This window comes from Streptomyces sp. CHD11 (assembly GCF_018638295.1).
In the GTDB taxonomy this organism is placed as follows: Bacteria; Actinomycetota; Actinomycetes; order Streptomycetales; family Streptomycetaceae; genus Streptomyces.
This window is the reverse complement of sequence record NZ_JABTTS010000013.1, coordinates 46,450-59,836: the sequence shown is the minus strand read 5'-3', so window position 1 is coordinate 59,836 and position 13,387 is coordinate 46,450. Positions and strand designations below refer to the sequence as shown.

At 71.9% G+C, this 13,387-nt stretch carries 18 protein-coding genes; all 18 read left to right on the top strand.

Features of this window, described 5'->3' with window-relative positions; all coding sequences use genetic code 11:
- The first annotated feature begins 161 nt into the window (after positions 1 to 161).
- The 18 genes from HTV45_RS34295 to HTV45_RS16090 all read left to right on the top strand — a co-directional run bounded on the left by HTV45_RS34295 (position 162) and on the right by HTV45_RS16090 (position 13,365).
- Positions 162 to 386: a hypothetical protein gene (locus HTV45_RS34295; RefSeq protein WP_251692175.1), complete on the top strand. Its 225-nt coding sequence runs from the start codon at positions 162 to 164 to the stop codon at positions 384 to 386.
- 38 nt (positions 387 to 424) lie between these two features.
- On the top strand, positions 425 to 883 hold the full coding sequence (locus tag HTV45_RS16170; protein ID WP_215206481.1) for a hypothetical protein: 459 nt from the start codon (positions 425 to 427) through the stop codon (positions 881 to 883).
- The gene (locus HTV45_RS16165; RefSeq protein WP_215206480.1) at positions 880 to 2,070 is read left to right on the top strand and encodes a hypothetical protein; all 1,191 of its coding nucleotides are present in this window, start codon (positions 880 to 882) and stop codon (positions 2,068 to 2,070) included. The genes HTV45_RS16170 and HTV45_RS16165 overlap by 4 nt, the downstream gene beginning before the upstream one ends.
- 37 nt (positions 2,071 to 2,107) lie before the next feature.
- On the top strand, positions 2,108 to 2,329 hold the full coding sequence (locus HTV45_RS16160) for a hypothetical protein (RefSeq protein ID WP_189906652.1): 222 nt from the start codon (positions 2,108 to 2,110) through the stop codon (positions 2,327 to 2,329).
- 241 nt (positions 2,330 to 2,570) lie between these two features.
- Positions 2,571 to 3,662 carry an AAA family ATPase gene (locus HTV45_RS16155; RefSeq protein WP_215206479.1) on the top strand — a complete coding sequence of 364 codons (1,092 nt, stop codon included), beginning with the start codon at positions 2,571 to 2,573 and terminating at the stop codon, positions 3,660 to 3,662.
- Positions 3,659 to 5,458: a VWA domain-containing protein gene (locus tag HTV45_RS16150; protein WP_215206478.1), complete on the top strand. Its 1,800-nt coding sequence runs from the start codon at positions 3,659 to 3,661 to the stop codon at positions 5,456 to 5,458. Before HTV45_RS16155 ends, HTV45_RS16150 begins: the two co-directional genes overlap by 4 nt.
- 127 nt (positions 5,459 to 5,585) lie before the next feature.
- Positions 5,586 to 6,077 carry a hypothetical protein gene (locus HTV45_RS16145; protein WP_308309671.1) on the top strand — a complete coding sequence of 164 codons (492 nt, stop codon included), beginning with the start codon at positions 5,586 to 5,588 and terminating at the stop codon, positions 6,075 to 6,077.
- A gap of 100 nt (positions 6,078 to 6,177) precedes the next feature.
- Complete coding sequence (locus HTV45_RS16140; protein WP_215206477.1) at positions 6,178 to 6,615, top strand: hypothetical protein; 438 nt, start codon at positions 6,178 to 6,180, stop codon at positions 6,613 to 6,615.
- Entirely contained in the window at positions 6,612 to 7,400 is a 789-nt protein-coding gene (locus HTV45_RS16135; RefSeq protein ID WP_215206476.1) for a hypothetical protein, read from the top strand. Before HTV45_RS16140 ends, HTV45_RS16135 begins: the two co-directional genes overlap by 4 nt.
- Complete coding sequence (locus tag HTV45_RS16130) at positions 7,397 to 8,254, top strand: relaxase/mobilization nuclease (protein ID WP_215206475.1); 858 nt, start codon at positions 7,397 to 7,399, stop codon at positions 8,252 to 8,254. Before HTV45_RS16135 ends, HTV45_RS16130 begins: the two co-directional genes overlap by 4 nt.
- Before the next feature lie 13 nt (positions 8,255 to 8,267).
- Positions 8,268 to 8,972: a hypothetical protein gene (locus tag HTV45_RS16125; protein WP_215206474.1), complete on the top strand. Its 705-nt coding sequence runs from the start codon at positions 8,268 to 8,270 to the stop codon at positions 8,970 to 8,972.
- 24 nt (positions 8,973 to 8,996) lie between these two features.
- On the top strand, positions 8,997 to 9,755 hold the full coding sequence (locus HTV45_RS16120; RefSeq protein ID WP_215206473.1) for a hypothetical protein: 759 nt from the start codon (positions 8,997 to 8,999) through the stop codon (positions 9,753 to 9,755).
- Positions 9,752 to 10,198 (top strand): hypothetical protein, encoded by a 447-nt coding sequence (locus HTV45_RS16115; RefSeq protein WP_251692174.1) that lies wholly within the window; start codon positions 9,752 to 9,754, stop codon positions 10,196 to 10,198. Before HTV45_RS16120 ends, HTV45_RS16115 begins: the two co-directional genes overlap by 4 nt.
- A gap of 217 nt (positions 10,199 to 10,415) precedes the next feature.
- Positions 10,416 to 10,949: a hypothetical protein gene (locus HTV45_RS34290; protein ID WP_251692173.1), complete on the top strand. Its 534-nt coding sequence runs from the start codon at positions 10,416 to 10,418 to the stop codon at positions 10,947 to 10,949.
- Between the two features lie 37 nt (positions 10,950 to 10,986).
- Positions 10,987 to 11,373, top strand: coding sequence for a hypothetical protein (locus tag HTV45_RS16105; protein WP_215206472.1), 387 nt, complete (start codon positions 10,987 to 10,989; stop codon positions 11,371 to 11,373).
- A complete protein-coding gene (locus HTV45_RS16100; protein WP_215206471.1) occupies positions 11,370 to 12,173 on the top strand; it encodes a DUF317 domain-containing protein in 804 nt (267 codons plus the stop codon). Before HTV45_RS16105 ends, HTV45_RS16100 begins: the two co-directional genes overlap by 4 nt.
- A 26-nt stretch (positions 12,174 to 12,199) precedes the next feature.
- Complete coding sequence (locus HTV45_RS16095; RefSeq protein WP_215206470.1) at positions 12,200 to 12,553, top strand: hypothetical protein; 354 nt, start codon at positions 12,200 to 12,202, stop codon at positions 12,551 to 12,553.
- Positions 12,544 to 13,365 carry a DUF317 domain-containing protein gene (locus tag HTV45_RS16090; RefSeq protein WP_215206469.1) on the top strand — a complete coding sequence of 274 codons (822 nt, stop codon included), beginning with the start codon at positions 12,544 to 12,546 and terminating at the stop codon, positions 13,363 to 13,365. The genes HTV45_RS16095 and HTV45_RS16090 overlap by 10 nt, the downstream gene beginning before the upstream one ends.
- Positions 13,366 to 13,387: the final 22 nt, after the last annotated feature.

Sequence of the window (13,387 nt, the reverse complement as noted above, 5' to 3'; positions counted from 1 at the left end):
GCGCCGCCGCCGTCAGCGCCTCGACGGAGCTGTTCCTCGACCACGCCTGGCGCCGTTTCCTGATCGTCGTCGACCACGCCCCGACGCTGCTCGACCGGTGCCGGCCCGTGAACAGCCCGTGGCCCGACGACGCCGCAGCCCTCTCCCGTCTAGCCGGCGCCGTGATCGATGCGGAATCCCTGGTCGACGAGATCGTCCACGGTGGTGCCGTGCCGGAGCAGGAGCGCCGAGCACGCGTGTGGCCGGCGATCGAGACCTGGCTCACCGACGGCGAAGCGTTTTTGCGCCAGGCCCGCCTGAGCGCACCCCACCGCCGCCCGGCCCTCCCCGTCGCAGCCCCAGCCCGCCCCCTCGCCGCGGCCCGGTCGGCGTACCGCAGCCACTGACCGTTCCACCCCGACAACGACTGGAGACTCCCGCTCCCTTGCAACCCGGCACCCACTTCTCCTTCGGAGACCACAAGGAACACGGCTTCGTCGCCTCCTTCACCTCCTCGATTCCCCAGCACCTCGCCCACTGGTTCCTGGAGCGCGAGCAATTCGAGCCCGTCCCCGGTGAACCCGGGCTGTACCGCCTCAGCGAGCCCGAGCGCGACGGAGTCCGACGCACCCGCCAGGCCGTCCACGACCTTCGCCGCCACGGCTACACCGTGCAGGCCGACATCCGCCTCAACCCGGGCCTCTCCACCGGCCCGCCGCGCCCCGTCCGGCCCCACGGACTCCAGGAGCGCCGCAGCCGGCTCGCCCAGGCCGCCGCAGGCCGAACGACGCAGCGCTCCACGCCGCCCGCCACCTCCCCTCCATCGGCCCGGCCGATCCCGCCGAAGCCCACCTACGCTCCCACCGTCCACCTGACGGCCGCAGCCGGCGGGCGGTCCCGATGACACCCGCGAACAGTCCGGTCCCCGACAGCCCCTTGCCGACAGCGTCCGCACTGGCCAGCAAGGCACGCGACTTCCGGCTGCGGATGGCCGTCATCGACTGCGAGACCGATGCCGCCCTCGACAGGACACGCGACCGCTACGGCCGCTCCGTCCACGCAGACGCCGCCGCAGCCGCACGAGCCCACCGTGACAAGGCGGCGTTGGAGGCGTACACCACCCACCTCGCCCCGCACGCCGAGGCTCTCCTCGATGCCGTCCGACTCGCGCTCGACGAGTTGCCGCCCGCCCGGCACCTGACCGGGTGGCGGGCCGTCCTGGACGGCCTGGCATCGTCCGCCGCCGAAATCCGCAGGGCCCTCGACCGGCCGGCCGCGCCCGGCTCCCCCGCCGAACGCGCTCAGCACGCGGCCCTGTGGCCGCACCTCACCGCCTGGGCGGACCACAGCCCGATCGCCAGCAACCTCGCCGACCAGCGCGACGGCCAGCACCACCAGGCTCCGCTGACCGACGAGGAACAGCAGCTGTGGACCGACAGGGCCCGGGCCGCGCAGGCGCGTGGCGCGCTGGAGCTGACCGAGTCGTGGTACGCCGCCGACGGACAGCCGATCACCCTCGCTTACCTGGTCGAAGACGACGACTCCACAGTGGTCGCGCTGCGGGGCGACCCGGGCGTACCGGGCTGGCAGGTGATCGGGCACTTCGCCCACGAGTACGAGGCGGGCAAGGCCCTGCCCGCTCCGGTCCCGCCCGGCGTGCTGCGCTCGGACATCTCCCGATTCAACCGCCCGGCGCCGGCCCCGGAGCTGTCCCTGCAGGACCTCATCCGCGACGTCGTCGAAGGCCACAGTGCCGGTGACGCCTCGAACGCTCTCCTGGGCGCCGTCCAGCGCGGCTACGCCGCCGGCCCGATGGTCCGCCTGCAGGAACTTCTGGAGACGAGCGGCCAGTTCGCCAGCGCCCTGGAGACCGTGCAGGGCCGTCAGATCGCCGCCCGCCTCTCAGCGCTGGGCCGGCAGATCGAGTTCCTCACCCGCGAAGTCGAAGAGGCAGCCGAGGACCTCGGTGCGACCGTCGCCGTCCTGCCCCCGCACCGCACCCCCGTGCTGCGCACCCGCCCGCGCCCGGCCGTGGACACCACACCGCCTCCGCCGCCGCCCCGCGCCAGCATGACCGCCCGCCACCGATAGGAGATCCGCTTTGCCCGAAGCACCAGCAGAGCCGTTCATGCCGATCCGGCACACCATCACCGGCGAAATCACCACCACCGGCTACAACGCCGCCGCCCGGCGGATCCTGCTCCAGGACGGCTTCGAAGAGACGCCAGGCTGCGCCTGCCGAGCGACGGAACCCGGTACGGAGCGGACGCACGGGCCTGCTCGGCAGCCAGCGAGCTGCTCGTCGTCGGCCATCCCGTGCACCTGGACCGAGCCCTCGGCCGGCCGGTGAGCGCCGACGGTACGCCCCGGTTGGCCCGGTCGCCGATGTCGGCACAGTCCGTGATCGCTCCGCGAGCGGCCAGCCTCTCCAGCGCATCGCCAACCCCGCCCCTACCCATACCTGTTGAAGGGGTCTCGTTTTGACCACACCCGGGCCTACCAGACCAGCGCGCACCAAGGGCGGTGAACTACGAGCCAAGGTAGCCCGACTGCTGGCCGACCGGCCGGCGGAGAGGCTCACCATCGGGGACATGGCCAGGCAGCTGGGTCACTCCCACGGCGCCGTACGCAACGCCGCCCTCACCCTGGTGCGACGCGGCGAGGCCGATCAAAGCGGGACCGGACAACCGGAGTTCCGCGCGAACGCGAAAACCGCCGCAGCCGCGCAGACCGCTGTGATCAGCCCACCGGGCACCCACTCTCCCCGCGCCCAGGCGGCCACGGCCCGTACGACCTACACCGCAGCAGCCACGCCCAGGCAGACCGGCCCGATCCGCCGCGCGGGGGGCCAGCTCTACCACCCCCGGGAGCTGGCCGATCTGCCCGACGTCGAGGCGTTGAATCGCTTGCGCGACGCCGACGTGCCGGTGCTGCTCTACGGCCCTCCGGGCACCGGCAAGACGAGTCTGGTCGAGGCGGCGTTCCCGGACCTGCTCACCGTCGCCGGTGACGGCGACACCACGGTCGGCGACTTGATCGGCGAGTACACGCAGGCCGACAGCGGAGGCTACGCCTTCCAGTACGGTCCGCTGGTCACCGCGATGACCGAGGGCCGCGCCCTGCTGATCGACGATGCCACCTTGATCTCACCGAAGGTGCTGGCGGCGCTGTATCCCGCGATGGACGGGCGCAGGCAGATCCAGGTCAAGGCCCACAAGGGCGAGACCATCAAGGCCGAGCCGGGCTTCTACGTGGTGGCGGGCCACAATCCCGGCGTCCACGGCGCGGTGTTGACGGAGGCGCTCGCGAGCCGGTTCAGCGTGCAGATCCAGATCGGCACGGACTATGACCTCGCCCTGGCCTTGAGGATCGATGCCCGGGTGGTCCGGGTCGCCCGACACCTCTCCCGTCAGGTCGAACTCGGCGAGCTGGGCTGGGCCCCCCAACTGCGGGAACTGCTCAGCTACCAGAAGACCGAGGCCGTCCTCGGCACCAAGGCCGCGCTCGCGAACCTGGTAGGCATCGCTCCTGTGGAGGATCGCGACGCCGTCGCCGACGCCGTCATGAAGGCTGTCGGCGTCAAAAAGATCGCTCCTCTCACCCTCGGCAAGCAGCTCCCCGCCTCGGCCGCCCGGCAGCCCCCGGGCAGCACCGGCTCCGCACACCGGGGCCGCCCGCGATGAGCGCCCACCACCATGTCCAGTCCCTCGCCACCACGCCGGACGACGACGCCGACCTCGCGCGATGGGACGACGACGGCGCCCCGCCCGCGCAACCCCGTTCCTCCCCGGCCGCGTGGCTGCGCGTGGGAGCCGAACTCGGCGACCGGCTGGTCGAACTCTCCGGCCGCAACGACCTCCTCGTCACCTGCCGCCCCGGCACGCGCAGCGGCGCACCGGCCGCGTTCTTCCCCACCCTGGGCGAGGTCGAGTTCGACGCCCGCCTGTTCGCCCCCCTCCAGCCCCACGAGATCCATCCGCGGATCGTGGGCAACGAGGAGCGGTATCCCGCCGCCTGGGGAGTGTTCGTCCACGAGGCCGCGCACGCGGCCCACTCCGTCTGGACACAGCCTGCCGGAGCGAACCCCCGTGTCGTCGAGGCCGCGCTCCTACTGGAGGAGAGCCGCGTCGAAGGCGCACACCTGATCACGCGGCCCACGGACCGCACGTACCTGCGCACCAGTGCCCGAACCCTGGTCATGCCCGACATCGCCCACCTCACCCTCCAGGGCATCGAGCAGGCCGCCGCCGTGGCGGCCCTGATCCTCGGCCGCCGTGACGTCGGCATCCTGGACGCCGGCGAGACCCGGGCCGTCGCCGATCTGTGCGAAAAGGTGCTGGGCGCAAACCTGCTGACCACCCTCACCCGCATCTGGACCGCAGCCCACCAGTGCGCCGACCACGACGCCACGACCATGCTCGCGCGCGGTCAACAATGGTGCGACGCTCTGGACGCCGCGGCCCCCGCCCTGCCCGTGCCGGAGGGCCTCTCTGATCTACTGTCCGGCGCCGTAGGGGTCGTCATGGACAGCACTGCAGCCACCGACGCCGCCGACCTCGCGGCACAGGACGCAGCGGCCAACGCCATGGCGTCACGGTCCAAGGCGCAGGCTCAGGACCGCGCCCAGCGAGCCGGCCAGCGACGCAAAGCCGCCGCCACCGCCAAGTCGGTGTTCAACGCCCGTGGCACCACCGTCAACCCCGACGGCACACCGGCGCCCTCCGGCAACCCGGTCACCGGCACCCGCAGGCCCACCGCCGCCGAGCAGAGTGCCGCCGCGCGCCTGAGCCGCGCCCTGCGTGCCGCCGCCTACCGCGAGCGGACCGAGGAGCGGACCACCAGCCCCACCCCGCCCGGCCGCCTCAACATGCGCGCGGCCCTCGCCCGCGACGCTCAGCGTGCGGCCGGGTCGGTCCCCACCGCGGAGCCGTTCACCCACACCCGCCGCCGCAACTCCCCCACCCCACCGCTGCGTGTGGGTATCGCCGTCGACGTCTCCGGCTCCATGCGTGCCGCCTGCGCGCCCGTCGCATCCGCCGCCTGGATCGTGGCACGCGCAGCAGCACTGACCGACCCCGACTCCCGTACCGCCACCATCGCCTACGACAGGCACCTGACCGCACTGACCCGGCCCACCCACCGAGCACCAGAGCGCGTGACGACGTTCGATGCCACCGGCGGCCACCACAACCTCGGCGACGCCATCGACGCACTCGACCACGGCCTCGAACTCAGCCGCCCCGGCGCCGGCCGCCTTCTCGTGATCGTCACCGACGCCCGGTACGGCAGCGACGAAACCGCTCAAGCCGTCAACCGCGTCAAGCAGCTCACGACCGCCGGCTGCGCCGTACTCCAGCTCACCCTCACCGCGGAATCCCGCCACTTGCCGGGGACCACCTTGCTGCACCTGCCCCAGCCCTCCAGCGCTCCCGTCGCCATCGCCACGGCGGCCACAGACGCCATCCGCAGGACCCGCTGAGACGACGCAGAAGGCGGAAGCGTCCGAATCGTGCAACCCCAACCGTCAACGAAAGGCACTCGATTTGAAGCCCCAGACCAGCAGCCCGACCTCGAACGTAACGCCCATCAAACGGAATTCCCCGGGGGTGAGTACGCACTGGACCGTGGAGCACGCCTGCTCCCACCGGGTAGATCATGACCTGTCCAACCGCCCCGCCGACAAGCGGGCCGGCTTCGCCCGTTGGCTCGCGTCGAAGGACTGCACCGACTGCTGGAAGGCGGCGCGCGACGCCGACTCCGAGTCCAAGGAGGAGTGGCTCGCGGCGAAGCGCGCCGAGGAGCGGGAGGCAGCCGCTGCCTGGGCGACGCAGTTCGAGATGCCGCCGCTGGAGGGCCCGGAGAAGGCCCTGGACTGGGGTGAGCGCTCCCGCCATCAGCTGATGACGGCCGCGCACACCGTCCTGGTAATAGAGGGCAGTTGGGACGAGGCGGACTGGGCGGAGCTGGAGGAGAGGGCCCGCTCGATCACCCGTGCCGGATGGTGGATCGACCAGCGCGACGCCGAAGGCACTGACCTGCTCGAACTCCTCGACGCAGCCACCGAGGCGGACCGCGGGACGGAGAACCCGTTCCGCTGACGACGGGGCAACATAGCCGGGAAACGCCGGTTAGCCAAACCGGCGTTCCTCCGGACTATTGATGCTCCCACCCCGCCAGCCATCGCGTGGAAGGAACCGCGTGCTCCCTCCGTCCTGGGACCATCAGCCCACCCCCGTCATCGCCCTCACCCCCGACCCGCTCACTCCCACCCGAGATATCACCCACGCCCACTTTCAGGCCGGAGACACCGTCGTCGTCCTCAAGGGGGTGGCCGGCGGAGAACTGTGGGGAGACTCCATGCGCGTCGTCGCCCCCTCCTGGCACACCCCCACCGACGAGGACGGATGGCGACTGCGTGATCCCACCGGCGGTGCTCAGTCCTACGTCACCGCTCACCCCCGCTACCTCGTGCACCTCTCGCGCCGCTGCCCGGACTGCCTGATCTACCTGCGGGCCATGGAAGACGCCCTCCTCGCACGGTTCGCCGGCCGCGACGAGCTGATCGACTGCGGCTGGTACACCACCACTGCCCTGGGCCAGCTCGTGCACACCGCAGACACCAGGGGCGGCCGGTGACTCCCCCTACGAACCGCCCAGACCGTGCCGCGGCGCTCCACAAGGCCAGGGGCCGAGCCACCGCAGCTCCGGACGATCCTTCCTGGCCGCTGCACCTGGCCGAAGACCTCCGCGGCATCCGGGCCGACTGGAAGACCTCAGCCGAGGTGTGCGCGGATGCTGCCTGGGCGGCACGGTCAGCCGGCCGCAGCGTCCTGGGCCTGCTGTCCCCGGAGGATGTCCTCGCAACAGACCGTGATCCGATCACCGCCCGCACCTTGGCGCATCTGTACCTGAGCGCCCTTCGGTTCGACTTCCGCTGCCCCACCCTCCAGCGCCTCGTCGAGCACCTCGCGGAGACCGCACGTCAGCCGCTGGACTGCTACACCCGTGCCCTGTACGCCTTCTCGCTGCTGGGCCAGTCCCGCCCCGAGGGCCTGACGGTCATGGACGAGGTCCTCACCGAGGCCGAGGAGCACCCCAAAACGCTGCACGTCCTGCTGCACGGACTGTGGCTCGGCCAAGACCTGGACCACGGCGCGGAGCGTCTGTTGGCCCTCAGCTCCCGGCCGGCCCTCGCCACCGGCACCGATCCGATCGTCCTGTTCCGCGTGGCGGGTGCCCTGCGCCGGCTGGGCCGGTACGACGAAGGGCTGGGCGCCATCGACAGGGCGATCGACTGTCTTCCGCCAGGAGACACATCGGTTCACGCCGACCTGGTCCGCGAGCGCTCCCTGACCTGTGCAGCCCGCGGCCTTCATCAGCACCGGTCACCCACCCGCACGTCGAGCGGGGTGCCGTCATGATCCCCCGCCTGCACGCGAGGGCCCACTCGCCGCGCGAACCACTGGCCGAGGCGCTCGGGCGGCCCCTTTCCCGGAACGAGGGCCTGACGGAGTACACCGTGGTCGCCCACTGGCCGGGTCTGGACTACTACACCCCGGACGACGAGCAGAAGACCTGGACGTCCGTTGAGTGGGCCGAGCACCTCGAAGATCCCTACCTGGAGCATCCGTTCGCTGCCAGCCCGGACGACGACCGGCACGCGATCCTCCATCTCGACGTCCGGCTCCACCCGGACGACCGGGAGCTGACAGGTCCCGAGTGGTCCGAAACTGCCCGCCGGTTCGCACGGGCCGCTGGTATCGAAGTACCCGGCGCCGCGGAGCACGGTTGGCGGTGGATCGCTGTCCAGGGCCAGCCCGGACGTCTGGATCTGCTCGCCAACCTGGTCCACCTCGACGGCACCTGGCGCACCCCGCCCGCCGACATCCTGCAGCGCCTTACCGGTGAAGCGCGCCGCATCGAGCAGGACCTGAACCTGATCCCCGTCCGCACCGGCACCACGCAGTGGTCCGTTGCCCGTACGGTCCCGACCGCATCGGCGCAGCTCGCCGGCGTCCTCACGCAGCTCGCCGACGAACAGGCCGGCCCGCTGGCCACGGTCCGCGGACTGGTCGAGCACACCGCTTACCGGATCGCCCGCCAGCCGGGGGCTGCCGGCACGGACACGGCGCACCGTCTGGAGCTGATCGCCCGCCGCCTCCACGCGATTCAGCAGGACCTGGACGCCACTGCGGCCCACCTTGTCCAGCCGCGAGCCGCCGCCGCACCTGCCGCACCTGCCGCAGCCCAGCGCGCCGCCCACAGATCTCCGTAGGAGAAACGTCTCCTTGCCCCGCACCACCGACCGCTTCCTGGACATCCGCCGTGACCCGCACTCCGGCGAACTCCTCGCCCGCGGCGGAGACCTTGAGGCACACAGCATTCTCCAACGCGCCGGATTCGTCGCTGTCGTCCGCCTCCACGAGAGCTACCACCGCGCCCCCGCCGGCCTGACCGAGGCGGACGAGTCCCGTCTCGCCACCGAGGCCGTAGGGCGCCTGCGGGCCGTCGGGTACCACGTCGACCGCGACGAGCGCTTTGACACCGAAGCCCGCCCCGCGCGCCATCCCACGCTCGGCGCCTCGGTCTCCCACCTCGCCGAACGCCTCCGCGAGGCCACCGACACCGCCGAGGCAGCCGACATCCTCACCGAACTCACCGCGCCCCACGACGGCATCCTCGCCGGGTTCGAGGAAACCCTCGGCGCCCTGGCGGAGTTCTTCGACGGCCTCGGCGACGCGAGCGATACGCACACCGCCCGGCGTCTGCGCTACCTCGCCGACGCATACGTCCGCGTCATCCACTCCGACCTCGCGCACACCCGCGAACGACTGGCCGACCGGCACGCCCCTCACCCCGGCCGCCGCGCCTGCGCCGAACACGTCCCCGACCACGAGCCCGAACGCTCCACGGTGTGCGCCTGCCCGCCCCCGCCGCGTGCACTGCCGGCCCCGGCACCGCCAGCCGTCGGTGCCACCCGCCTGCGCCGCTGAGCCCTGCAACCGCCCAAGGACACCATGCACGACCACAGCGCCTCCGAGCGCCTCGCCTCCTACGCCGACGTCCTCGCCGGCGAACTCCCCGACACCTGGACCAGCACCCACCTGACAGCCGACGACAAGGACGACCTCGCCGAACTCACCGACCGCATCTGGGACCTGGACCTGGTCGCCGCCTCCCTGGCCGAACACCCCCTGCAGCAGGCAGCCGTCCTCAGCCGCCCTGACGGCGCCCAGCTCGTCCTGATCGACCGGCACGACGAACGCGACGGCTTCCTCCTCGCCGCCGTCGCCCCGCACGCCCTGCCCGACGAGGCGTACCATTCCGTCCCCGAGCCCAACGGCATCGTCCTGACCGACGACCCGTTCCTCGGCGCCGAGCAGGTCGCAAATGATCTGCTCGTCCGCTACGACCGTGCGCTCGCCCAGGTCCGGCACAACGCCCTGGACGGCATCCAGCCCTCCCAGCCGGACCGGGTCGTCCTGACCTGGCAGCCCGACGGCAGCGTCGCCACCGCCCCCGCCGACGACCGGGCCCGCACGATCCTCGCCGCCCACGGCTTCGTCCAGGACCCGCACAGCGGCATCTACCGCCTGGAGGGCAACGACACCCAAACCCAGGCCCGTGCGCTGCGCGAGATCGGCCCGCAGCTCGACGCGCTCGGTATCGGCACCGCCCTCCAGCACCCCGCATCCCGGACCGCACCCACCGCAGCCCCGGCATCCATGCCGCCGGCCCCCGCCGGCGCCCGCACACCCGCCACCAGAACGCGATGAACAAAACAAAGCCCGACTTCTGGGTTCTGGAGTACGTCACCATCACCAAGGACTCCCGCACCGGCCTGGTCGTGGCCATCGGGGGCACCGAGCAGGCAGCGGACAGCCTCCAGCGGACCGGCGGCTTCCTCACCGCTCCCGGGCCCCGCGGGGACTACCACCGTCTTCCGCACGGCCTGCCCATCGAGCAGCAGCGCCTGAAGGCGACCACTGCCTCACACGCCCTGCTCGCCGCCGGCCACAGCGTCCACCTCGTTCCCACCCTGAACATGCCAGCCACCCCCGACGGCGACCGTGACGCAGCCCTGCGCTACCTCACCCAACTCGCCGAGCGGGCCTCGGCCGCCGAAACCAGCAGCGCGGTGGCCGAGGTCCTGACCGAGGTCGCTGCGCCCGTGCACGGGCTACTGCCCCTGACCAGAGAAGTGATCGTCCGATCCTGAATCGCCTCCAGTGATCTCCAAGGCGCCGCGCCCGGCGAGGAACCCGAGCCCATCGCACGGCTCGGTAGCACCGCCAACTCCCTGAGCGAAGCCGCCCGCGTCATCCTGCACGCCCGCAACCACGCCGCCCGCCCGACGCAGCCGCCGGCCACCACATCGGCACCGGGTCGCGCGCAGTCCCCGGTATCCCGCCGCCGCTGACCCCGGAGAGAAACGTATGGCCAATCTGGTCGACGAGTACGGCACGGACGTCGAGATCTACATCAAGGCTCTGACGACCAACATTCACGCTGACACTCCTACCGGCGCCTCCGCTGGGCTCCACGACCTGCTGGAACAGCTCGGCCTCGAAGGCCACGCGTACCCCACGGGCGAGCCGCTCTACATCTGGCACACCGTGCCCGACCACCTTGACGCCGAGGAACTGAAACGCCTGGCGAACCGCGCCACCCCCGCCCCACAGCATCCGGTGCCCGCCAGTTCCCCCTCGCGCTCCGCACCCCGTAAAACACCCGGGCGGCCCCCGCCCCCCCCCCCCGGCCCCCCCCCCACCGCCCCGCCCCGACTCCCGGAGAAACCCGTAGCAGTCCGCACCCTCCCGCCGATCAGCCACCGCCTCAAGCCGCGCCTCGCGACGGCCCTGTTCCGCCGCTATCTGCGCGCCTGCATTCCCACCGGCCCCGACCACGCCGCCCCGCTGGCCGGCGCCCGTCCGGAAGCCGTCCTCATCGAGACGCAGCGCGTCGGGTAGCGCCACCACCACTGACCGTCCACCGCCCTGGAGAAGCATGTCCCACCCCGCCCCCTACCCGGTGAGGCTGGCCGACGAGATCACCCGCCAGCTCGGCCAGCTCGCCGACCACCTCTCTCAGCTTCCCCCGCCCCAGGCCGCACAGGTCATCGCCCGCATTCTCGACCCGGACGCCGGAGTCCTCGGCGGCGTCACCCACCTCGTCGCCACCGGCAGCCACTTCGCCAAGGACCAGGCCGAGCAAGGCACTCTCCCTGCGGAGGTGTGGCTCGCTCTGGGCCGCGCCGCGAACGAACTACACGACATCACCCTCGACCTGGACGAACACCAAGACACCCTTCAACGCATCGGCACCCAGCCCGCCACCACTGCGGCGGCGAAGCCCCCGGCGCCCGCACCGCTCGTCGTACGGCGGCGCCGGTGAAGAAGAAGCAGTGGCAGGGCTGGGGGCCGGGCGAGCAGGCCGAGCAGCACTACCTCGTCCAGCCCCGTGCCCTGGCCGGCGGGGGCGATGTCCGGCACGTCTCGGAGTTTTTGCGCGCCTCGGGCTGGCGGGACAAGTCCAAAACGGGGGGTCCGCTGCTCATGGAGAGCCCGGACCGCGCCGTCCGTGTCGCCTACGATCCCTACGTCCTGCCCGGTGGATGGACCATCCACGGCCGGGCAAACGGGGCGAACGCCGAGTGGTCTGCGCACTTGGGCCGGCAGACTCCGGTGGAGATCGTCGCCGGTCTGACCGACGCCCTCACCCGTCCCCGCTCCGCGCACGCCCCCAACGTCTGGGCACCTCTGCAGGAGCAGAACTGGCACACGCGGTTCGAGGGCCAGGACTATACGGCGACCAGCCCCGACGGCACCGCATGGATGCAGTACCACCAGGGCGTCGACGGCTCGGCGATGTGGTGGACCGGAGCGCAGGACAAGCAGGGCAACGGCTGGACTGCCCACTTCACGCCGAACACGCCGATGCACCTGGTCCAAGCCTTCTCAGCCGAACTCGCCGGCCCGGACCCCGTGATGCGCCCACGCGGACGCGTCCCGCACAGCGCCCAGATCCGTACCTGGTCGGTCTCCGTCAAGCCCTCCCAGCTCAGTGCCTGGCAACAGGCCCGGATCACCGCTGCCCGCGCCGCCACCTGGGCCCGCAACACCGCCGGAAGCACCCGGCCACGCACCACCGCCCGTCCCTACACCCCGGCCGGCGGCGCCCGTACCCGCCGCTGACCTCCATCCCCGTCTCAAGGAGTCCAATGCCTGCCCCCACCCCGGAAACCCTGCGCACCCTGACCGAAACGCTGTCGGACGTCACCGAGTACCTGCGCGAGAGCCCCGACCCCGCCGAAGCCCTCGCCCTCGTCGAACCGCTCCTCGACGAGTACACGGGCCTGCCCGTCCAGCTCGCCGACACCCTGCGTGCCCTCGCCCGCACCATCCAGGAACACCAGGCCATCCCACGCACAGCGCACGTCAACCTCCTGATCGCCGAGCTGCGCTCCGCCGCCTGGGAGCAGACCGACCAGCACACCCTCCACTACGTCCTGGACGAGCTGCGCTCGCTCCACGACGACGCCGAGAGCGAGCAGGGGTGCAGCCGGTGCCGTTGAGCGAACGCCAGCTCGACGCCTTCGCCGACAAGCACGCCGGGCAGATCCCCTTCGACACCAGCCCTCGCTACCTCGCCGGTCCGGGAGACGCCCGCCACGTCACCCACGGCCTGGCCGCGGCCGGATGGGCCACGGTCTCCGACCCGCTGAGCGCCGAGATCGTGATGGCCAGCCCCGATCACCGCTACCGCCTGCAGTTCGACCCGCAGTCCGCCACCTCCGCCTGGTGGCGGCTGCGGGCCGCCCCCGGCGACAACGACCATGGCTGGTACGCCGAGTTCGGTGAACTCGTGCCGGCCGAGGTCCTCGCCGGCCTCACCGACGCCCTCATCGCACCATCCTCACCCCAGTCGGACCCCTGGCAGCCGGTGACCAGCGCAGGCTGGCAGCACGACGATGCCGGGACAGCGCTCTCTCCGGACTCGCTGTGCCGCATCGAGCACCGCCCCATCAGTGAGTTCCATGAACGGCCGTCCTGGCACATCGAGGTCAGGACAAGCAGCGACGAATCATTCCCGGTCCCGCGGATCTGGCATGCCTTCCTCGACGAGCACGTTCCCGATCACCTGGCCGGCGCCTTCCTCGGTGCCCTGGCCGACCTCCGGCCCCTGCAGCGCGGCATGTTCGACCGCACCGCTCACCACCGAGCCGTCCAGGAGCCCAGTCCGCTGCGCCCACAGCAGGTAGTTGACGCGCACACCGCCCGGGTAAAGACGATCCGAGCACAGGCCCGCGCCGTGCGCTGTCAGCAGACCGCCCCCGCGACAGCCCCGGCGCCCACCACCGTCGTCCAGCCGGCCGCCCGCCGCTGACCAAAGGATGCTTCCATCTCCC